The sequence below is a fragment of the Parasphingorhabdus sp. genome (genome assembly GCF_036963805.1).
In the GTDB taxonomy this organism is placed as follows: domain Bacteria; phylum Pseudomonadota; class Alphaproteobacteria; order Sphingomonadales; family Sphingomonadaceae; genus Parasphingorhabdus.
The window spans coordinates 862,849-882,833 of record NZ_JBALUN010000001.1; the positions used below are offsets into that span (position 1 = coordinate 862,849).

Annotated in this window: 16 protein-coding genes; 8 read left to right on the forward strand and 8 right to left on the reverse strand. The window is 48.7% G+C overall.

What is annotated here, in order from left to right:
* Positions 1 to 58 precede the first annotated feature (58 nt).
* From V7676_RS04085 to V7676_RS04100, 4 genes are all read right to left on the reverse strand, one after another.
* Positions 59 to 997: a nitroreductase family protein gene (locus tag V7676_RS04085; RefSeq protein ID WP_335658370.1), complete on the reverse strand. Its 939-nt coding sequence runs from the start codon at positions 995 to 997 to the stop codon at positions 59 to 61.
* On the reverse strand, positions 994 to 2,358 hold the full coding sequence (locus V7676_RS04090; RefSeq protein WP_335658371.1) for a polysaccharide pyruvyl transferase family protein: 1,365 nt from the start codon (positions 2,356 to 2,358) through the stop codon (positions 994 to 996). The genes V7676_RS04085 and V7676_RS04090 overlap by 4 nt, the downstream gene beginning before the upstream one ends.
* Before the next feature lie 106 nt (positions 2,359 to 2,464).
* Positions 2,465 to 3,670 (reverse strand): acyltransferase family protein, encoded by a 1,206-nt coding sequence (locus V7676_RS04095; protein ID WP_335658372.1) that lies wholly within the window; start codon positions 3,668 to 3,670, stop codon positions 2,465 to 2,467.
* On the reverse strand, positions 3,670 to 4,566 hold the full coding sequence (locus V7676_RS04100; RefSeq protein WP_335658373.1) for a glycosyltransferase family 2 protein: 897 nt from the start codon (positions 4,564 to 4,566) through the stop codon (positions 3,670 to 3,672). The genes V7676_RS04095 and V7676_RS04100 overlap by 1 nt, the downstream gene beginning before the upstream one ends.
* 513 nt (positions 4,567 to 5,079) lie before the next feature.
* On the opposite strand from V7676_RS04100, the gene V7676_RS04105 reads away from it, so the two are divergent.
* From V7676_RS04105 to V7676_RS04125, 5 genes are all read left to right on the forward strand, one after another.
* Positions 5,080 to 6,294: a cell wall hydrolase gene (locus tag V7676_RS04105; protein WP_335658374.1), complete on the forward strand. Its 1,215-nt coding sequence runs from the start codon at positions 5,080 to 5,082 to the stop codon at positions 6,292 to 6,294.
* 187 nt (positions 6,295 to 6,481) lie between these two features.
* A complete protein-coding gene (locus V7676_RS04110; RefSeq protein ID WP_335658375.1) occupies positions 6,482 to 7,141 on the forward strand; it encodes a class I mannose-6-phosphate isomerase in 660 nt (219 codons plus the stop codon).
* 10 nt (positions 7,142 to 7,151) lie between these two features.
* Positions 7,152 to 8,249 carry a mannose-1-phosphate guanylyltransferase/mannose-6-phosphate isomerase gene (locus V7676_RS04115; protein ID WP_335658376.1) on the forward strand — a complete coding sequence of 366 codons (1,098 nt, stop codon included), beginning with the start codon at positions 7,152 to 7,154 and terminating at the stop codon, positions 8,247 to 8,249.
* 76 nt (positions 8,250 to 8,325) lie between these two features.
* Positions 8,326 to 8,874 (forward strand): polysaccharide biosynthesis/export family protein, encoded by a 549-nt coding sequence (locus V7676_RS04120; protein WP_335658377.1) that lies wholly within the window; start codon positions 8,326 to 8,328, stop codon positions 8,872 to 8,874.
* 238 nt (positions 8,875 to 9,112) lie between these two features.
* Positions 9,113 to 9,859 carry a sugar transferase gene (locus V7676_RS04125; RefSeq protein ID WP_335658378.1) on the forward strand — a complete coding sequence of 249 codons (747 nt, stop codon included), beginning with the start codon at positions 9,113 to 9,115 and terminating at the stop codon, positions 9,857 to 9,859.
* Positions 9,860 to 10,115: 256 nt separating this feature from the next.
* Here the strand turns inward: V7676_RS04125 and V7676_RS04130 are convergent, their stop codons facing one another.
* The 4 genes from V7676_RS04130 to V7676_RS04145 form a co-directional block, all read right to left on the reverse strand.
* A complete protein-coding gene (locus tag V7676_RS04130) occupies positions 10,116 to 11,363 on the reverse strand; it encodes a dipeptidase (protein ID WP_335658379.1) in 1,248 nt (415 codons plus the stop codon).
* A 4-nt stretch (positions 11,364 to 11,367) separates the two neighbouring features.
* Complete coding sequence (locus V7676_RS04135; RefSeq protein ID WP_442955407.1) at positions 11,368 to 13,692, reverse strand: TonB-dependent receptor domain-containing protein; 2,325 nt, start codon at positions 13,690 to 13,692, stop codon at positions 11,368 to 11,370.
* 174 nt (positions 13,693 to 13,866) lie between these two features.
* The gene (locus V7676_RS04140) at positions 13,867 to 14,991 is read right to left on the reverse strand and encodes a pyridoxal phosphate-dependent aminotransferase (RefSeq protein WP_335658381.1); all 1,125 of its coding nucleotides are present in this window, start codon (positions 14,989 to 14,991) and stop codon (positions 13,867 to 13,869) included.
* A gap of 16 nt (positions 14,992 to 15,007) precedes the next feature.
* Positions 15,008 to 15,847: a sulfite exporter TauE/SafE family protein gene (locus V7676_RS04145; RefSeq protein ID WP_335658382.1), complete on the reverse strand. Its 840-nt coding sequence runs from the start codon at positions 15,845 to 15,847 to the stop codon at positions 15,008 to 15,010.
* A 722-nt stretch (positions 15,848 to 16,569) separates the two neighbouring features.
* Between V7676_RS04145 and V7676_RS04150 the strand changes: the two genes are divergently transcribed.
* Genes V7676_RS04150 through V7676_RS04160 form a run of 3 tightly spaced genes read left to right on the forward strand, consistent with a single transcriptional unit; the run spans position 16,570 to position 19,984 of the window.
* Positions 16,570 to 17,190, forward strand: a complete 621-nt coding sequence (locus tag V7676_RS04150) for a TetR/AcrR family transcriptional regulator (protein ID WP_335658383.1) — start codon at positions 16,570 to 16,572, stop codon at positions 17,188 to 17,190.
* 2 nt (positions 17,191 to 17,192) lie between these two features.
* Positions 17,193 to 18,206 carry an HlyD family efflux transporter periplasmic adaptor subunit gene (locus V7676_RS04155; RefSeq protein WP_335658384.1) on the forward strand — a complete coding sequence of 338 codons (1,014 nt, stop codon included), beginning with the start codon at positions 17,193 to 17,195 and terminating at the stop codon, positions 18,204 to 18,206.
* Positions 18,203 to 19,984 carry an ATP-binding cassette domain-containing protein gene (locus V7676_RS04160; protein ID WP_335658385.1) on the forward strand — a complete coding sequence of 594 codons (1,782 nt, stop codon included), beginning with the start codon at positions 18,203 to 18,205 and terminating at the stop codon, positions 19,982 to 19,984. Before V7676_RS04155 ends, V7676_RS04160 begins: the two co-directional genes overlap by 4 nt.
* Position 19,985: the final 1 nt, after the last annotated feature.

A 19,985-nucleotide genomic window follows, 5' to 3' on the forward strand; every position in this document is an offset into this window, starting at 1 on the left:
TAAAAGGCTTCGGGTTAACTCTACTCCCTAAAAGTAACAAATATTTCTGTTGCCATTTTCAATGAATAGACAACATTGTATCAACCGGTAATCTTGGTGACTGGGCCACCCGCAATTGAGACGGAAAGTGACCGACTGCAATCATCACAATTATATTTTCTGTATCAGATAGATTTAACAGTTTACGTGCGGCTATGTCCCTGCTCGGATCTACACTCCAATTCAACATGCATGTCGCCAACCCTTTTGCGTGCAAACCATAGATTAAAGACATCGCAAATAACCCGCCATCAACCCAACATTGGTACCGTTCCGCAGCGGTGACAAAATTCCGCAATTCAGATGTCACTACGATCAGACTAGGTATCTGGTGTCCAAATCCCCGGTTACCCCCCTGAACGGCCAAAAGCTCAGTTTTAAGAGGTTCGCTCAAAACTATGTGAGCGTGGGCCGATTGTCGATTGCATACCGATGGCGTTCGGGACGCAGCTAATATAGCATCCTTAATATCCTCAAACTCAACTGGATTCTCAGAAAAGTGTCTTACGGAATGTCGTGAATGAGCAAATGCGTGAAAATCAATTTTGGATCGACAACGTAGTTCTTCGGGATCAATAATCTGCGTTCCGCCATCGTTTTTTTCAAATTTAGAATTGCTTAGAAACTCATCAAGCGAATCCAGTGAGATGCCATGTCCTCTATTGAATGCTCGGTATTCTCCCAAAGCTTGCTTTACCCATTTGGTAATCTCCGACGGACCATAAAACTCTTCATATCGTCGCGTGTTGGCCATAAGTCTTTCGACTACATCTAAGCCGAAACCAGGGCGACAATCCTTAAGCGCCAGCCCTTTCTCAATTCTATGAAAATCCATTTTCAGATGTGCGGATAAGCGGCGCTTATCGTTTTCATGGATTAGTGAACCTGAATGCTTCGTATAACGGACGGCATCGTAAAGAAAATTGCGCAGGATCTTAAGGAAAACCTTTATTTTCATGACGCAGCTTCTGCCTCTAATGAGAAATTATTTTGTGCCCTTTTTATGATTGTTTCGTGATTAGCATCGAGCTGCCGTTTTAGAGACGGGAGATCGTGAATAAAATCTCGTATTCTTGCCAATTCCTTCTCAAGATTATGCACTATATTACTACTGTTAGTAAGGTAATTGACTGGGAGGTTATTGAGCCGCAATAATCCCTCCATTTTATCTTTGTAATCAATACCGAAAACTGGAGTTCCAACCCCCATTGCAGCGATCATTAGGTGCATTCGGCCAGAGATAATACCGTCGAGTTCCTTAACAAAAGCCTTGATTTCCGGTGCTTTCATTCTTTCGGTGGGATAAAGAATATCGTCTCCCAATTGAGCTTGCAGGTTTTGATAGATAGGTTTCAAACACAAATGATCAGATGAATCTCCCCGCTGATCATGATCAATCATGATAAATGAAACGGCTTCATCTCTATGCAATTTGACCAGCAATTGCGTAAACGCGTCAATGAATATTTGAACGCGTGAACGATCGGTTAGTTCGAGCAAAAGTGGATGGCAGTTTACACCAATAACGGCCCTGCCTTTTTGTCGGCATATGTCGAGCCAGGGACTGATTTTTTTGAGGATAGAACCGGGCATCGGCTCCATCAAAAAAGCAATATCTGCTGTCAGTTTGGCTGGTCTCGACACATTTGAGGTAAAGCGCTCAAATGATAAAGGATCGCGTAAATTAACAACGATGTCCTTGTTAATCCGTCCAAATATGACCTGTATCGTTGGATGAAATTTTTTACTGACGCTAAAACCTGATATGAAGCAGTTAGCCCCCTGCCGTGATAGAAGGTCAGCAAGCATGATAAGGTGCCCTGAAAAATTCGGATTATAACTGCCGTCAAGAACATCGGCGCCCATGAGAACAATTGTGTTCAGGTCAAGATTTAGTGTCTCTTCTATAGAGTCTTTGAGAGACTTTCCTTTTGAAAGAAGCTGCAGTGGAATTAAATCGGCTGCCTTCGCTGCGGCATCCGCTTCTTCTCCAGCGGTTGCGATATAAAACTGGGCTTCTGGCAACCTTTCTTTCCAATAGGATCGGATGGCTGATATCATGGCCTGATCGCCGGTTGAAGCAGTTAATAAATAGGGATCAGAAGGAATTATCAGTAGATTTTTTCGCTCTCCTTTAACTTTGCCTGACACCAGTGAACCGGAATTTTCTTCGACTTCGTGTTCCCATTCACAAATCATCTGCTGGAGCTGGCGTTCCAGAATAAACTGTCTCACCCCCATATTACGCCAGATAAATTTCAGTGGATTGAAAATTTGAATTTCCCCTTCAATAGCTAACTTACTCGTGAATCTTTTCAAATAAAAATTCGAACGAGGATATTATTTCACAGTTCGAAAGAAAGTGACTTTGGGATTTTTTTTGCAATGTTAAGCAATTTAGTCCCTTTCAAAATCAAGATGCCTGTCAGCTACTGCCAACATTGGGTTCTCCCGTGATTGCAGATTTTAGTCCTTTTTCTGATCTATAACTCTTGAGAAAATCCATCACGGGCCTCTCAAGGAACAAGTAAGAAATTTGTGCGATGATTAGGGTCATTCCCAAACCACCCGCGAAAACCAAAAGTTTATCAACTATGGTTGCTTGTTCCGTTACGCCCCAATGATCGATAACGATCCACCACATAATTTGCAGGCAGATGGCATGGACGATATAAGCTCCATAAGAAATCGAACCTATCCATTGTAGCAGACGCAGTCTTACCAACCAGAATATGACTTTGTGACGCGCAACGGTCAGTACCAGAATGGCAAGCGAAAATGCGCCCAGCGCAGAATAAAGGAATATCTCGCGTCCCTCTCCGTATAAAATTCCCGAAATAATATCGCGAAAAATCTCTATGCCGCCTCGGTCCCTGATGAGGATGCTGACACCAATATAAATCACCAGATAACAGGCCATTGCTCCAAAGCCGATCTTTACCAAAGGCCCAACAAGCTCGTTTATTGGTGTTTTCATTCGTGCCAATGCGAGCAATCCGCCCATGGCGAAGCTGTCAAAGTGAAGGCCAGCGCCCGAATATATAAAATATGCAGAGTGTAGCGGGTCCCAATTTGCCGTAGCCGCACTGGCGATTAACCTCAGGAGAGGAGCCACAAAAACAAAAGACCACAATAGCCTGGTTGTCGCATGCAGTGACAAAAAATAGGCAGCGATACCGTAAATCAGGTAAAACTGCATTTCGACTGAAATCGACCAGAGGTGACCGGTCGACCAGAATTCCATTTCTCCAAAGCCATATGCGATTGCCGTGTTCTGATAGAATCCAAAGATCGAGAAAAGTGCTTCAACTTGGAGAGGGACACCGATCGCAACGCAAATGAAAATTCCCAAAATCACGTAAATATAATAAACTGGGACAATCCGCGCGATCCGGCGCAGGTAAAAAGCTTTGATTAACGGTCGGGCCAACTTTGGGTCATGCTGCTTAATTATCGATAGCGTAACCACATAGCCTGAAATAACGAAAAACAGCCAGACACCCGCCCAGCCAAATGGTAATAAGTTGCTGTGCATCGCAACTACGGCGATCATCGCTATGGCTCTTAAACTGTCGATTTCCGGACAATGCCTAAACACATCTGCCGCCTGCGTGCTTTTGTCCCGCGGCATCACAGTTGCTCAATTCTTTCGGGCGTAAACCGTCCCCGCAACGCATCTACAATACCAAGCCAGTTGCCTTTGACCCGACCGATCCGATCAACCCAAGGTTCGGGGCGCATTGATTTTGCGTGGTTGGCCAAAATATTCCGGGTTATAATCTTAAATGCATAGGACCATTGCATTGTTCCCTTGCGTGCAAGATATATTGGATTGATAACTTGAGAATAACCAAGCCGGATCCCTGAAGTTCTGGCTCCTTTTACACCCTGATGGACTCCGGCAAATGCATGGGTTTTTACTATCCGCCCACGCTCGAGTAATTGAGCGGCAAAATCAATATCTTCCTGCCAGCCGTATAATTTAAGCCGTTCGTCAAACCGAGCATCTTCTATAGCCGAGGTCCGATAAGCCATGTTGCAACCATACAGCCCAGTTAAATCTTTCACGATCGCCTCGTCATATACTGAGGAAGCATCATAAGCTGAGATCATTTGCTCAGCAGCATCAGTGGAAATGCCTGAACTATTAATGCCGTCGGCAATCAGGAAGCCATTTGCACCAATGACATCGGGCGCCGATTTAAAGAAGCGCCCAATATTTTCTATACAGTAATGGGAGGGGATGTAATCATCATCGAAAAATGCGACTACGTCATGTTCATTCGGTAATTCCCGCAGTCCTGTATTCCGTTGAGCGGAACTCCCCTTCGGACCCTTTACACACTGAACGCCGTTCAGAATTTCTGGGCAGTTGGGAAAATCCTTGTCTGACACGACTGATAGCACAATTGCTGATGGAGGTTTGCTTTGGCTTTTAAGATGCTTGATGCATGTGGCAAGGTTTCCGGGTCGCCCGGTGCTAGCCAAAATAACGGCCACTCGCAAACTATGGCCGTTATTCGTCATGAAAGCCGCTGCCTCACGCAAAAGAGATTGATAGGAAAACCGAAAAAACGCCGCGCGACAGTTCCGCCCGCAGCATATGGCGGCCCAAAAGGCCTTGCTGATATATTCGCCAATATATGGTTCAAGGACACATACTCCCTAACCGTGATGCCTGATCGATTCGTTGAACCTAGTCCCTAAGGTTGCTGCATTGCAACAATATTGTTTGCGATGCAGCATATTGATGCTGTGAGTTGGAAGATTTTTGACCAGCAGATTGTTTGGTGGAATATAAACTGAATAAAAACGCCAGTTTTGCAAGGAAAATGATCTGCTTTCGTTATGCTAACGTCGTTCAATCTAGTGAAAGCAATCGACAGATAAATTGCTGCATTGCAATATCAATTGCAATGCAGCATAATTTGCAAAGTAAGAAATATCCTGATTCTCGAATTTTGGGGATCAATATTATGAGCGAGGTCGAAAGTGCAATATGTGTTGCAGAGTCGGATTGCGAGACTGGGCGGTGTCCTTATGCTCTTCCTTGCATTTAGCAGCTTTGCCAAAATATTACCTCCGGCCGCTAACCATAACTATTACCAATCGCCATCAAGCAATCCCGATCATGCCAAGGACATTGCAATAGCAAATGATGTGCCTTTCCCAGAGCCGCTGATTTTTCAAGATATGGACAAACAATCCGCGCTGGAGATTAATTCTTCTATTCCGTTCACCACCAAGTTAGTTTTTCCAGCCGCCCCATTTAATTTGTCGGGATCAATGGAAAGCAAAAATCGCGCTATCGATTGTCTGGCAAGTGCGATGTGGTACGAAGCGGGCGATGATGAAATTGGTCAGCGCTCGGTGGGCCAAGTGGTACTCAATCGGGTCCGGCATCCCGCATTCCCGAACAATATTTGTGGCGTCATATTTCAAGGCACCGAACGCAGCACGGGCTGTCAGTTCAGCTATACTTGTGATGGCGCGCTGCTCCGGACACCATCCAAATCGGCTTGGGATCGCGCCCGTGTGCGGGCAACCTCGGCGCTCACCGGCTCGGTATATGAAAAAGTTGGTTTATCCACACATTATCATACAAATTGGGTCCACCCGGTCTGGAGCGCGAAGCTAGAGAAAATATCTGAGGTTCACACACATCTCTTCTTTAGATGGGCGGGCAAGTGGGGGAGATTAAGTGCCTATTTTCAGGTATATTCAGGTGAAGAACCAGGCATTCCAAAGATGGCCCGTCTCTCATTAGCACATCGTTCGATTATTCCCGATGAACAGATCGAATTGGCTGATACAGACACCGCGCTGCCTGTCGACCAAGCGATCCTGTTTGCAAATCGGCTAAAGATTCCACAGAGTTATCTATCCCCTGCTCCGGTTCCTCCAACGCCAGACAATATTTTCTATATCCCTTTGGCTGATGGTGGGAATGGTTCCGTACATGCGATGAAGGCGTTAGATATTTGCGGCGGCAATAGCTTTTGCAAGGTGGTCGGGCGAATGGAGACCAATGTCGCAACTTTAACCAAAAGCTCACCATCCAAAGCTTCAAATGATAGCGTTGCGTTTCTTTATGTCCGCGACCGCCGTACCGGAGTGGATCGCGCCTATTGGGATTGCGGTCATTTTTCTCGCCCCAACATTAGCCAGTGTTTGAGCGCCAAGAATCGACACTGGATTGATTTTAACGGAAATCTACAATCTGCCGGTTTTTTCAAAAACGGAGTAAAAATCTAACCGCAAGCAGCCGCCATTTCTTTGCACCTTTCACAAGGGAAATTCAGTTATGAAATTATCGTCTGTAGAAGTCGAAAAGCCATGGGGCCGAAACTGGCTTCCTGCTCCGTTTCACAATCTTACGGAGTGTGGATCAAAGGCTATTGGCGAAATCTGGTTTGAAGCGCCGGGTAAGCCGCTTGATCTCATGATTAAATATATTTTTACGTCACAAAAGCTTTCTATCCAGGTACATCCTTCGGATGAACAGGCTCGGGTCTTAGGGCTTCCCAGTGGCAAAGAGGAATGCTGGTACATATTAGACGCCGATCCTGCTGCTACGTTGGGTATAGGGACTAAAAGCCCGCTTTCCAGCGATGAGCTTTGCGCGGCTTCTCTATCAGGCGAAATCGAGCAATTAATGGACTGGAAGTCCGTTTCAGCAGGGGATTTTTTTTATATTCCAGCGGGCACAGTTCACGCAATCGGAGCGGGCGTGTCATTAATCGAAATTCAGCAGAATGCAGATATTACATATCGACTTTATGATTATGGAAGGCCACGCGAATTGCACCTTGATGCCGGCGTTGCCGTCTCTCAAGCGCGGCCATATCAAGATAGTTTGCATCGCAACTTCGGCACCGAAGAGTTGGGAAAGATTGTTTCCGGCCCAAAATTTAATCTGCATCTTTGTGGCTCTGATATTTTTACTATTGGGGGTGCCGGTCCCCACTATATCATCCCTCTTCAAGGCGCAGTCACATTCGATAATGAAACGATCGGACCAGGCGAATGCCTAATTTTAGAAGATCCGCTAGAATTAATTACAGAACCCAATTCGAAAATGTTCGTAGCCCGCGCTTGCTAAGGGAATCAGAATGACCAGCATTGAAATCGCGACATCCAAAATTACACCCATGATACTTTCGGGCGGTGCCGGCACGCGCCTCTGGCCGATGTCTACAAATGAATGCCCCAAGCAATTTTTGCCATTATTGGGGGATAAAACTATGTTTCAAATGACATTGGAACGCGTAACTGATCCCGAGATGTTTATGCCACCGATAATAGTGGGCAGCAGCAATCATGCTGAGTTGATGGAACAGCAATTAGCCGAGATTGACTCCGATCCCGCTGCGATCATTCTAGAACCAGTTGCTCGCAATACGGCCCCTGCCGTCGCGCTAGCGGCATTGGCCGCGGGTGCGGGGGATATGCCAATTCTCGTGATGCCCAGCGATCATGTAATTACCGATCTGTCAGCTTTCCTGAATGCAGTGGAATTGGCTCTTCCTGCAGCAACAGAAGGCTGGTTGGTGACGTTCGGTATCCAACCAACCCGTCCGGAGACGGGATATGGCTATATCGCGATGTCCGATGAAACAGTCGCAGGAACATCTGTATACAAGACTGAGGCCTTTATCGAAAAGCCGGATCGCACCCGAGCGTTGCAGATGCTTAAAACAGGGCAGCATGTCTGGAATGCAGGAATATTCCTTTTCCGTGCTGATGCTTATCTGTCGGCCATGCAGGCCTTCGCTCCCGAAATGTTGGCGCACGTCAAAGCAAGCTTCGACGGTGCGTCCAAACAGAATGCGTTTGTGATTCCGGATGTCGAGCATTTTGCGAAAGCGGAGTCTAACTCTATCGACTATGCCATAATGGAAAAGGCAGAAAATGTCGCGACTATAGCAATTGGATGCGGTTGGTCGGACGTGGGAAGCTGGGATGCTCTTGGTGATATCGCAGGTTACGATAAAAGCGGAAATAATTTCTCGGGAGAGGTCATCGCGATCGATTCAAAAAACTGCCTAATACGAGCGAATGGCGCACGAATTTCCTTGTGCGGCGTTCAAGATTTAGTTGTCGTTAGCAAAGGCACCGAAGTGATGATTGTGCCCCGTGGGGAAACGCAATTCGTCAAAAAAATTGCCGAAGCCATCGCTTTGAGCGGGAAAGAATCAGCGAATATTTGACAAAGCCGATGCTGCACTGCAGCATAGCGGCTACTTCGCTGGATATTATGATCGGTTCGATAAAAGGAAATAGTGGATGCGTAATTTAATTCTAATTCTGTCGCTAACACTCGCAGGATGTGCGTCCACTTCTAACTTACCAGTACTTGAGCTTTCGGTGGACCAAGCGGTCTACAAACTGGGAAGCGGCGATCAGGTGAAGATTACCGTTTACGGTGAAGAAAAATTGACGGGCACGTATCCTATCAACGGGCAAGGACGGATTTCCTTTCCGCTTATCGGCGAGCTTCAGGCAAGCGAGAAAACCGTAAGCGAATTTGAAACCATGCTGCGTACAGCGCTTGCTGAAGGGTTCTTAAATGAACCGAATGTCGTCGTGGAAGTATTAAATTATCGCCCATATTATATTCTTGGTGAAGTGGGTAAGCCCGGCGAATATCCATTTGTAAATGGGCTGACGATATTCAGTGCGGTGGCCCGCGCTGGTGGGTTCGGCTATCGGGCGGACAAAAAGAGAATATATATTCGGCATACCGCCAACAAGGATGAATTGCTTTACAAGTTGGAAGGCGGAACACCCGTCCAGCCCGGAGATACCATCCGGGTGGCCGAGCGCTCATTCTAAAAATGGGACAGTTTTATTGATGAAGCGCTATAAATTGTGCGCTGCAATGTAATAAAAATGCCAGAAAAGCGTCATTTTCTTACATTTAACTCAAAAATGCTGCACTGCATCAGAAAATGGTTGACGAAAACTTAACTTTCCATAAGCTGTGAACCATCGGCAGATAGCAAGCCGAATCAAAAAAAATGAATATTTTAGGATAGGGTCGCATAAACAGCTAACCTGATGGAGGACGCTTATGTCGCTCGACAGCTCTGTATGCCTAGTTAATCATAACCATTATCATGTTCCTGATTTTGGGGCAGAGACACTTGATGTTCTATATAATCCTCGTTTTTCCTTCAAAAATACCGAATGGAATCGTACTTCGCATCCATCAGACTTTTACATTAGAGCCTTTGATTTTTTAGTCAGTTTGGCTGCCCTTATGGTCATGTTGCCGGTCCTCTTGCTTATTTGCCTGTTAATTCAAGCGTCCAGTCCTGGACCTGTTATTTTCGTACAGCAACGCGTCGGAAAATATGGCGCATTATTTCCATGTTTAAAGTTCCGTACGATGGTCCCGGACGCGGAAGAGCGATTACAGCAGTTGTTAGCGAATTCACCATCTGCGCGTCAGGAATGGGCGAATGACCAAAAGCTGAAAAACGATCCGCGAATAACCGCAATTGGTCAGTTTCTGAGAAAAACGAGCCTCGATGAGTTACCGCAAATACTCAACATAATTTTAGGCCACATGAGTATCGTTGGACCTCGGCCAATTATATCGCCGGAGATTGTTCGCTATGGACGTAAGTTTGACGATTATTGCAAAGTGCGTCCAGGACTGACTGGTCTTTGGCAGATCAGTGGCCGTAACGATATCGGCTATTCCGAGCGTGTAGCGCTTGATGTAAAATATGTTCAAACTCGCAACCTGAAACTCAATGTTGCTATTTGTTTCAAGACACTGCCGGCCTTGCTATTCGCCCGCGGCTGTTATTAATTTTTCGGTGATGGGTTCGTTCGAACCCATCACCCAATGCATTCCGATTAAAAGCTATCTCTGATCGGAGGATTGGACCATGAAACCCGTAGCGGTACTGGTTCGTTCCAATCCAAAATTACTGTTTTCCCGTAAGCAAAGACTAGTGTGCGGGGGCTAGGTTACTCGCGGCCCAGTCAATCTAATCACAACTTGTTTCTGTCAGTTTCGGTGATATTGCCGCGTATGAAAGCAAACTAGATCTCCCCGCATAGCGCTAGTTTGCTTTGACAAGGGCAGGCTTGGCGTGACTTTCGGCAGCACGCAAAACCCGCAATATATTCCCGGACCATATTTTTTCGAGATCCTGTTTGCCAAAGCCTGCCTTTAGTAGAGCAGCGGTAATTTTGGGGAGTGCTGCGACATCCTCCATACCAACAACGCCTCCACCGCCATCCCAGTCCAGACCGATACCCACATGGTCTGGCCCTACAATTTTTAGCGCATGAAGCAAATGGGCCATGAAATCGTCAAAATCCGGCATATCCTCAGCGGGATACAGGCGATCAATCTCGTTCCATTTATCGAGAAATATTTTGTAGCTTTCGCGTGTCATTTTTCCTTCGCCGCGGCCGGCAAATAATGCGCCCAGCGCCTTCATCCTTTCGGGACTTGTCTTGGTTTCCCGCAAATAGGTGCTGAAAGAATTAATCTGGATAACTCCGCCCTTGGCAGCGAGCGCTCGCAAATGATCGTCATCAATATTGCGTGGATGATCGTAAATCGCCTTGCAGCCCGAATGCGACAGTATGATAGGACTGGTCGAGAGTTCGAGCATATCATCGAGCGCAGCATCGGAACTGTGCGAAGCGTCAGCAACAATTCCCAGTCGGTTCATTTTGGCAAGCAGCTCTTTGCCTAGTGGGCTTAGGCCTCCCCATTGTTGTCCTTTCGGATCGGTGGAGCTGTCGGCAAATTGGTTATTGGCAAAATGGGCGAACCCTACCAGCCTGACCCCCATATCATGGAACAGGGTAATTAGGCTGATATCCTCGCCCAGCGGATAGGCATTTTCGATACTCATATAAACGATCCGCTTGCCATTGGCGGCAATGGCGGCGGCATCCTCTGTTTGTGTCGCAAGAGTGAAATGGGCCGGATCTGCGGCAACCATCTCGCGAATACTTAGGCCGCGCATAATTGCGAAATCGCGTGCTTTTTGGTAATGTTCGTTATCCAATGGGCCCTGCGGTGTATAAATCGCCCAAAAACCGCCATCCAGACCGCCTTTTTCCATGCGTGGAAGATCAACCTGTGTGTAATCCCGATGCACATCATGATTGTCCCCAATTTCCCAGTCCGGTCGGTCAAGCGAGGCAGGCGTATCAAGATGCGTATCAAGCGTAATCAGGTTTTGGTGTATGGCTATAGCATCCGGGGGAACTTCTTCCCCCGGAGCGGCAAGGGCCGCCGACCCCGCTGCCAAAACAAGACTTGCGATGCAGACTGGAATATAGCGACCCATAAGATTAATACTCCGCAGAGATGGTGAATTGGAAGGTACGCGGTGACAGTGGCCTGAAGAAACCGTCCCCTGATATTTGCGGGAACATAAAGGATAATACATCCTTGTCGAAAACATTGTCCACATTAACCCGTGCCTTGATACCCTTTAGCGGTCCCAGGCTATATCCGTCACCGATGTCCACATAGCTGCTAAATACAGTATATGCGGGCACGGTTGACCCCGGCGTATTAGCAAATGTTGACCAACGCTTGCTGGTATATTTACCGGAGAAATTGGCAACCAGCCAGCTCGCAGGCTCTATGGTTATGCCGCCATTGACGATCCACTTTGCGCTATCAGGTAAAAATTTTCCGCCGATTTGCGCGCCGCCGGGAATATCATCCTCAAATTTCGCGTGATTATAGGTAATATTCGTGTTGAAATAGGCTAAGCCATTCAAAAATTCTGGGCGATATGACCCGGTGAATTCTGCGCCATAAGCCTCCACGCCGCCGACATTCACGAAAAATGTTTCCAGCACATTTGTGGTGCCGGGAAGGATGGAGGAAGTGGATTGGATCCTGTTATCAAATTTAGTGTAATATAAGGCGAGCGCTGCATAAAATTCCGGTTGACTAGTTCTGACACCCAGTTCAAAATTCTGGGACTTTTCTGGCTCCGGCTGCGGCACGACCCCTGCCGACGATGCAAGGGTAACAGAATAAATGTCATCCATACCCTTGGGCAGCGCGTAATTTTCGGCATAAGAAGCAAATACCTGCGTCCGGCCATCAGACAGCTTGTAAAGCAGGCCCGCCATTGGCAGAAAATGGTCCTTATAACTCGCCGAATTATTCTGTGGCCCATAGCCTGGAACGCCTACCCCACCGACGGTAAGGTAATAATCACGATAGTCGCGGTATCCATTCAACTGATAATCAACCGACAGCGATTTTACTCCCAGCTCCAGCTCGACCGCATCATCAAACAAAGATATTCTGTCTTTCACAAATAATTGTGTACTATCGCGTTTCGACCGGTAATCACGCCGGAAATACACCACTTCATCGGGGATGACCGCGCCATCGGGGGCACCATTTACGTTATTGAGACGCTTCTGGGTACGGTGATATTTGTCCTGCTCAGCCCATATCCCGGCCTCCAACATATGCATACCGATCTCGGCCTGTAGCTTGAAAGTGATACCTATGCGGTCGCCTCCGACACCCGATAGCCCGTATTGCAGACCACGCGGAGCAACCACCGGTAAACCGGCCTGAGCCTGCGGCGTATAGATACCAAGGCTGTTTGAATAGGTATCGGGTGATACGCCGTAACCATCTTTATTTTCCCAATAGAGTGTTGTTTCAGCGGATACATCAGGCGCTATGTCGGCATGGAATGTTGCGCCAAAAAGCTTGTCCTTCCTGACATTTATCGCATTTCCAAAATAATAGGAATAGCGGGAATCAGAATATTGGATACCCGCCGCCGTTGGCGGATAATCTGGCAAAAAGCCTATATACCCACGATTGCGCCCTGTCTTTCCTCCCGCGTCGGGTACATCGGAAAGATAGGTTGCCCTACCAAATGACGGAGAATCATAATCGAAGAAATTATTGGAGACGAATTTGAACCGAGCCCAGCTATCGCCGCCCAGATCGACGTGGGCTTGTGCCTCCCAATGTTCCCGGTCCACCGATCCGGCTCCCCGCCACAAATCGCTGTCCAGCTTTGTCCGGCTGATATAGGCTCTTACCGGCCCGATTTGCCCTGTGCTGAAACGAATGAAGGTACGTTTGAGATCGTCCTCCCCAAAAGTTTGCGATACAAAAAGACCAAGATCATCCTGTGGTTCAATCGAGATATATTGCACGACAGGCCCAAGAGACGCGTAGCTGGGCAGACTGACATCGCCGGCGCCTACCGACGCTTTAACTACCGCCAGATTTTCATTGTCAACATAACGAAATACCGGACTGCCGCCAAAGGCATCACTGCGTCCTAATGGTATGCCATCGAGAATGAATCCGATTTGGTCGAGATTAAAAGCACGAGTCTGAACGCTATTGCCAAATTCATAAAGCCCCAATGCACCGTCTGTCTGAACATTAAAACCTGGCAGGGTTTCAAGCATTTTTAAGCCAGAAACTCCCGATGGCGCGGACAAAAGCGCTTCGCGCGTCACCGCCACGGTATTGGAAACTTCGTCGGTTCCGATCGACTGGTCTGCCTTTGAAACGCGGCGTCCCGTAACGACTATCCCGCCGCTATCCTCGGCCTCGGTTTCGGCTTTCGCTTCGGTTTCTCCTGCGTGAAGTGGCGCAACGCCAAGAGCGAGAAACATCGCCAGAGTTGCCCCGCTTGCTGTCAAGGCTGTGGTTGAACGAAAAGATGCAATCATAGAATATGTCATGACAAAGACCCCTGTTTTGACGACCGTATTCGGCCTGGAAGTGCTTTTCAGACTTGGCGCGGAGTTTACCCGTGCCCCCCTCTCCTAATTGCGTAACTTCTTTTTTTATGCACCAAATAGTTGAGTCAAGGCGGTGTTATAGCGCTTTACATCCTCGATTTTTCCGGTGCTGACGCGTGACCAATTCGTCCATTGTTCACCGTAAGAACCGCGGATCATGATGTCTCGCTGCGCCATTTGCTTTTGCACAGTGTCTGCATCGGGAACCTTGACGTAAAGGAAGTTGGTCTGGGATGGTAAAACCTCCATTCCTAGCCCGCCGAGCGTGTCGATTATGCTGCTGCGCGCTTCTACAACCCGATCCTTCGAATAGCGGGTAAAACCTGTATCATTAAAAGAAGCGATGGCGGCGGCTAGCCCAGATGAATTGCCGCCAAAGCTCATCAGATAGCCGCGAATTTTCTCGGCATTCTCCGGCGAGGTAATCGCATAGCCGACGCGCATCCCAGCCATGCCGTAGATTTTCGAAAAGGTACGACAGACGATGATGTCATGCCCTTCCTTTACCAAATCTACGACCGAACTATATTCGGGCTTGTCGGTCAGCTCATTATAGGCCTCATCGACTAAAATGGTCGCATTGCCAGATGCTTTTCTTACAAATCCGCGTAAATCATCACCGTCCAGTACCATACCGGTTGGATTATTGGGATTGCAGATGTGTACCAATCCGATTTCCGGACTAATAGCCGCTGTCATGGCATCCAGATCGATTCCCATATCAGCGGCGAGCGGCACACGGACAATTTTGGCACCCTTTTGCTCACCATATTTAACCGTCATATCCCAGAACAGCTCGGGACATAATATGGCGCCCTTATCGGCCCAGGCCAGTGCGACAGCGCACAGCACTTCGGTGGAACCGGAGCTTACAACAACGTTTTCAACGCCCACGCCATAACGCTCGGCAATCATTTCGGTTAATGTTTTCAGACCGATGTCGGCATAATAGCATCCCTTGGATGCAGTATCATAAATCGCCTTGATTGCGCTGGGCGCAGGGCCATAGGGATTTTCGTTCCTTGAGAGTAACGCAATCCCCGGCGCGGGGCCAAATAGCGGCTTTTTAGCTTCGGCTACTTTCGCAATAGCGGCAGTGTCTCTCATCATAAGTGCGGTGCCAACGGTGGCTGCGCCCAATAGTGATCTTCTGTTTAATTGCAGGGTCATTATGTGCATTCTCCATTCAAATAAGCGGCTGCAGGGATAAGGCATTGCGAATCATCAAAATGCCTACGAATATCAGATAGATGCCAAAAACACGCTTCAACATGGCTTGATCCAATCGGTGCGCCACTGCCGCGCCCAGCGGTGCGGTTAAGATCGAGGTCGAAGTTATCGCGACTGCCGCCGGAATATTGACATATCCCAACGACCCAAATGGCAGCCCGGACTGACCCCAGCCGATGATGATGAAACCGATCATACCCGGTATGGCGATAACGCAGCCAAAGCCCGCCGCTGTAGCGATGGCGTTGTGGATAGTGCGTCCGCACAAGGTCATGACGATGGTGACAATCGTCCCGCCACCTATCCCTAACATTGCGGAAAATGCGCCGACGGACCCTGCAATCGCAACCCGTAATCCGCCTCTCGGCATTTGGTTATCAATCGTCTTTCCGGACAAAAAAGGAAACAGGAAGTGCATCGCCATGATGATGACCCCAACCCCAAAAATAAAAGCCAGAACTGTGCCAGGAATACGGGCGGCAATCATGATACCGATGCCAACGCCCATCACGATCCACGGGCTCCAGGCTTTGATTGTTTGAAAGTCCACCGCCCCCCGGCGGGCATGGGCGAAGACAGAGCGTAAGGAAGTTATGATGATTGTAGCAAGTGATGTGCCGATCGCGACATGTGCCAGTTCAGAAGCATCTCCACCCAGTAAAGGCAGGGTGGCGATGAGCGCCGGGACGACGACGAAGCCGCCGCCAATTCCAAATAACCCTGCGGCAAAGCCAGCGAACAAACCAGCGGTCAATAAAGCGATGATTGGCCAAATATAGCCGATACTGTCGCCCACCCTATAAAGCCCGTAATTTTAACGGCTGAAGGGTATTCCTAGGGCGCTCAATGGCGGAGTCTTTTCTGTGCATACAGGATCCTCTTAATAGAGTGGATCCTCTCCAAGGCGTGAAAGTCTTGTTTGTTAACTTACCGCGACATTACATTATTGCAACGGTAAATTTACAAAATTATTACGCCTCCTCAACGACATGCGATAAAAAGATTGTGACTGTCAAAAAGTGGGGCGTGATAACAGCGTTCCATCTTTGGGTGTGTTGTTGGTCAAATCACAACTTGTCACTGGCAGACATAGTTATCGCCGGAGCAAAGGAAAACTATGCCATCCTGTCGGTGCGGTAGAGCAGCGTTCGTTATAGATTTATCGGCGGTATGTGTGGACAAAATGGCGATTCATATTGAACGGATTACTAGGAAGGTTACCCAATTTTAGAAGGTAACCAACACCCCATTTGTAGTTGTTCTCAATCAATTTGGCGCTTCGCAAAACCGGACTTCATTATACCGTCGCGCTTAGGTTCAAGTTAAACGATTATCTAGCGATCGGTTCCGGAATGCTTCGGTGTCATAACGGCAAAAAACACCACATATTATATCCCCGCCTCCTCAATCTTATACTCAAAATGGGAACATAACGGCTATTTCCTAAAATTCTGATCGACGACGTTTGACACTCTCTTTAATTTATATAATGACTGTCATTATATAAAGCTTGTGGGAATGATTCGTTTGTCTAAAGTCACAAAACCATTGCGCGGAAGGCCGCCAGGAGACGCCCGAGAGCGAATATTACAAGCTGCTCGGCAATTGATTGGGCATGCGGGCTATGATGCAACCTCGGTTCCGCAAATTGTGGAGGAAGCCGGGGTAGCTCAAGGTACTTTTTATCGCTATTTTAAATCCAAGGCAGACCTGTCAAAGGCGCTTGCGGATATTTTCAACAAACAGTTGATGGGCAAATTCGATGAGGTTTTCGAGTCTCAGTTACCGATTTTCGAAATGATGCCAGCCATTATCGGGAAACTGCTAAAACTATTTCAGGAATATCGTGACATCATGTCGTTTCTGGAAGAGCATACGATGTCCTTCGGCACGTCTGCGCATGCAGTGGATCTCCGGGAACACCATTATGCCCGTATGGCGGTCGTAATCGCGCGGGATCAGAAAATTGGGCTCATCAGAAATGATATTAAACCGGAGCTACTCGCGCGCATCGGCGGGGATGTCTTTATGAATCTCGCGCGCATGGTCGCGCTTGAAGAGAGCGAACTGGAACCCACCGAAATTTTCATGAGCGGCAAAGCATTTGTAATGGCCGCGCTCGCGCCGCAGGAGAAATAGACATGCCGAAACGGGCAATCATCATTGCTGTGATCGCAATTGGAATCGCAGTGGCTGCGATTTTTACTTCGGGTTTCGGACTTTGGTCCGGGGAAGATGCACCGCCGGAATTTTATGGCAATGTCGATATCAGGGAAGTTGATCTCGCCTTTGAACAATCAGGCCGAATTACCCACATGAATTTCGACGAAGGTCAGCGCGTTGAGAAAGGTGCGGTCTTGGCGGTCATTGACCAACAATCACTCAGCGATGATCTGAGGGCTGCACAGGCGCGTTTGGCTAGTGCAAAGGCGCAGTTGGTAAAAAGCCGGAATGGCAACCGTCCGCAGGAAATTGGTGCAGCCTCTGCCCAGCTTGAGCAAGCGCGCGCGCAGCTTAGGCAGGCACGGTCGGAATATGAACGGCGGCGCGGACTGGTTGCCAGCGGCGCCGTCTCCCGCGCGCAGTTCGAACAATCGCGCGAATCCTTTGACGTTGCGCAAGCTGCCGTGGACAGCGCGTCACAGCAGCTTTCTCTCCTGCGTGCAGGAAGCCGCCGAGAAGATATCGCGGCCAATGTGGCTGCCGTTGAACAGGCGGAGGCCGATGTTGCGCAAGCAAAAACGCAGCTTGGCGAAGGACAGCTCATCGCCCCATCAGGCGGTATCATTCTTTCGCGTGTTCAGGAACCGGGAGCAATCACAAGTCCGGGTGCGACCATTTACACACTGACGATCGACAAGCCCGTCTATATCCGCGCTTACGCCCCGGAGCCGCAGCTTGGCTTGCTTGCTCCTGGAACGAAGGTGGATGTGACGACCGATAGCAGCGACAAAATCTATCGAGGCACAATTGGCTATGTCTCGCCAAGCGCCGAATTCACGCCGAAAACCGTGCAGACCGAAGATTTGCGCAGTGATCTCGTTTATCGCTTCCGGGTCGTGGTGCAAAATCCAGACAGCGGGCTTCGCCAGGGACAACCGGTAACGATTACACTAGTTCGCACCAAAGGCCGAAAACAGGCATCATATAAATGACCGGCATCGTCGCCACCGCCACTAATATCATCAAAAGATTTGATGCTGAATCAGGCAAAAAAGAGGAAATGATAACCGCTTTGGACGGCGTTGATTTTGATGTCCGTGCCGGAGAGATAACCGGCCTCGTTGGCCCCGATGGTGCAGGGAAAACCACGCTGATCAGACTGCTAGCAGGATTGATGAAGCCGAATGACGGCAAAATCCTCGTTGACGGGATAGACGTCACCGCAGACCCTGAATCTGTTTATCAGCGTATTGGCTATATGCCGCAACGGTTTGGACTTTATGAAGATCTGTCCGTTCAGGAAAACCTTAATCTCTATGCAGATCTGCGCGATCTGGACAAAAATGAACGGCAGGATACATTCGGGCGGCTGCTAGATTTTACCGATCTTGCCCGTTTTACAGGCCGCCTGGCGGGCAATCTTTCGGGCGGCATGAAACAGAAGCTTGGTCTTGCCTGCGCGCTCATAAATACGCCGAAGCTGCTGTTGCTCGACGAGCCCGGCGTCGGTGTCGATCCAGTGTCCCGGCGTGAGCTTTGGAAGATGGTGAAAGACCTGACAAGTGAGGGTATCGGCATCGTCTGGTCCACTGCCTATCTTGACGAGGCGGAAGCTTGTGATCGTGTGCATCTGCTTAATCACGGAAAGAAATTATTCGGCGGAAGACCAAAAGACCTGACCGGCTCGGTTAAAAACCGTGTCTTCAGGCTAGACAATTTTGCGGGTAATAAACGAAAGGTACTGGCTAGCGCGCTTAACCGCGAAGGCGTGCGGGACGGTACAATTCAGGGGAGCGCTATCCGCCTGTTATTCGCCGAAAATACAGAACCAAATATCGAGGGGCTCAGCGGCGCGGAAAATGCTACGCTCACCCCGGTCGAGCCCCGTTTCGAAGATGCATTCATCGACATACTGGGCGGCGGGCCCGATGGCTGCAGCGCCTTGGCGAGCGACTATCGCGCCATTGAGGAGACCGACAATCCGCAGATTGTTGCGGACAGGATGACCAAAATATTTGGCGATTTTACGGCCGCGCATGAAATTAATTTCTCCGTCACCCGCGGCGAAATTTTTGGACTGCTTGGTCCAAATGGTGCGGGGAAATCGACGACCTTTAAAATGCTATGCGGATTGCTTAGCCCAACCGAGGGTAACGGCAGCGTCGCAGGGTATGACCTGAGGCATTCGCGCGCCGATGCGCGCGGTGCGCTCGGCTACATGGCACAGAAATTTTCACTCTACGGTGAATTGAGCGTGCAGCAAAATCTCGAATTTTTTGCCGGAATATATGGCTTGTCCGGAAAAACAGCGAAACATCGTATCGATGCCATGATTGATACGTTCGAGCTGGGGCCCTTTCTGAACAGCGATGCAGGCGCCATTCCTCTCGGATTCAAGCAGCGCTTGGCGCTGTCTTGTGCGGTGATGCACCAACCGCCCGTGCTGTTTCTGGATGAGCCAACCTCAGGCGTGGACCCGACCACAAGGCGAGAATTTTGGCAGCATATCAACGGACTTGTTGAGAAAGGCGTCACGGTTCTGGTCACCACCCATTTTATGGAGGAAGCGGAATATTGTGACCGGATCGCGCTTATCTATCGCGCGGAGACCATTGCTTTTGGTACGCCGGATGACCTCAAAAAAGAAGCCGCGCAAATGGCAGGTGCGGAGGCATCGGCCAATTTCACCATGGAAGATGCCTTCATCGCGATGATCGAGAATGCCGATATTATCCGCGAAGGTTCAGACCACGCGAAGGAAGCCGCCTGAT

Excerpts from the sequence above, each read along its gene's own strand:
- V7676_RS04085 (WP_335658370.1), bottom strand. The coding sequence starts at position 997 with ATGAAAATAAAGGTTTTCCTTAAGATCCTGCGCAATTTTCTTTACGAT.
- V7676_RS04095 (WP_335658372.1), bottom strand. The coding sequence starts at position 3,670 with ATGCCGCGGGACAAAAGCACGCAGGCGGCAGATGTGTTTAGGCATTGT.
- V7676_RS04100 (WP_335658373.1), bottom strand. The coding sequence starts at position 4,566 with ATGACGAATAACGGCCATAGTTTGCGAGTGGCCGTTATTTTGGCTAGC.
- V7676_RS04105 (WP_335658374.1), top strand. The coding sequence starts at position 5,080 with ATGCTCTTCCTTGCATTTAGCAGCTTTGCCAAAATATTACCTCCGGCC.
- V7676_RS04110 (WP_335658375.1), top strand. The coding sequence starts at position 6,482 with ATGATTAAATATATTTTTACGTCACAAAAGCTTTCTATCCAGGTACAT.
- V7676_RS04115 (WP_335658376.1), top strand. The coding sequence starts at position 7,152 with ATGACCAGCATTGAAATCGCGACATCCAAAATTACACCCATGATACTT.
- V7676_RS04120 (WP_335658377.1), top strand. The coding sequence starts at position 8,326 with ATGCGTAATTTAATTCTAATTCTGTCGCTAACACTCGCAGGATGTGCG.
- V7676_RS04125 (WP_335658378.1), top strand. The coding sequence starts at position 9,113 with ATGTCGCTCGACAGCTCTGTATGCCTAGTTAATCATAACCATTATCAT.
- V7676_RS04130 (WP_335658379.1), bottom strand. The coding sequence starts at position 11,363 with ATGGGTCGCTATATTCCAGTCTGCATCGCAAGTCTTGTTTTGGCAGCG.
- V7676_RS04135 (WP_442955407.1), bottom strand. The coding sequence starts at position 13,692 with ATGTTTCTCGCTCTTGGCGTTGCGCCACTTCACGCAGGAGAAACCGAA.
- V7676_RS04140 (WP_335658381.1), bottom strand. The coding sequence starts at position 14,991 with ATGACCCTGCAATTAAACAGAAGATCACTATTGGGCGCAGCCACCGTT.
- V7676_RS04150 (WP_335658383.1), top strand. The coding sequence starts at position 16,570 with ATGATTCGTTTGTCTAAAGTCACAAAACCATTGCGCGGAAGGCCGCCA.
- V7676_RS04155 (WP_335658384.1), top strand. The coding sequence starts at position 17,193 with ATGCCGAAACGGGCAATCATCATTGCTGTGATCGCAATTGGAATCGCA.
- V7676_RS04160 (WP_335658385.1), top strand. The coding sequence starts at position 18,203 with ATGACCGGCATCGTCGCCACCGCCACTAATATCATCAAAAGATTTGAT.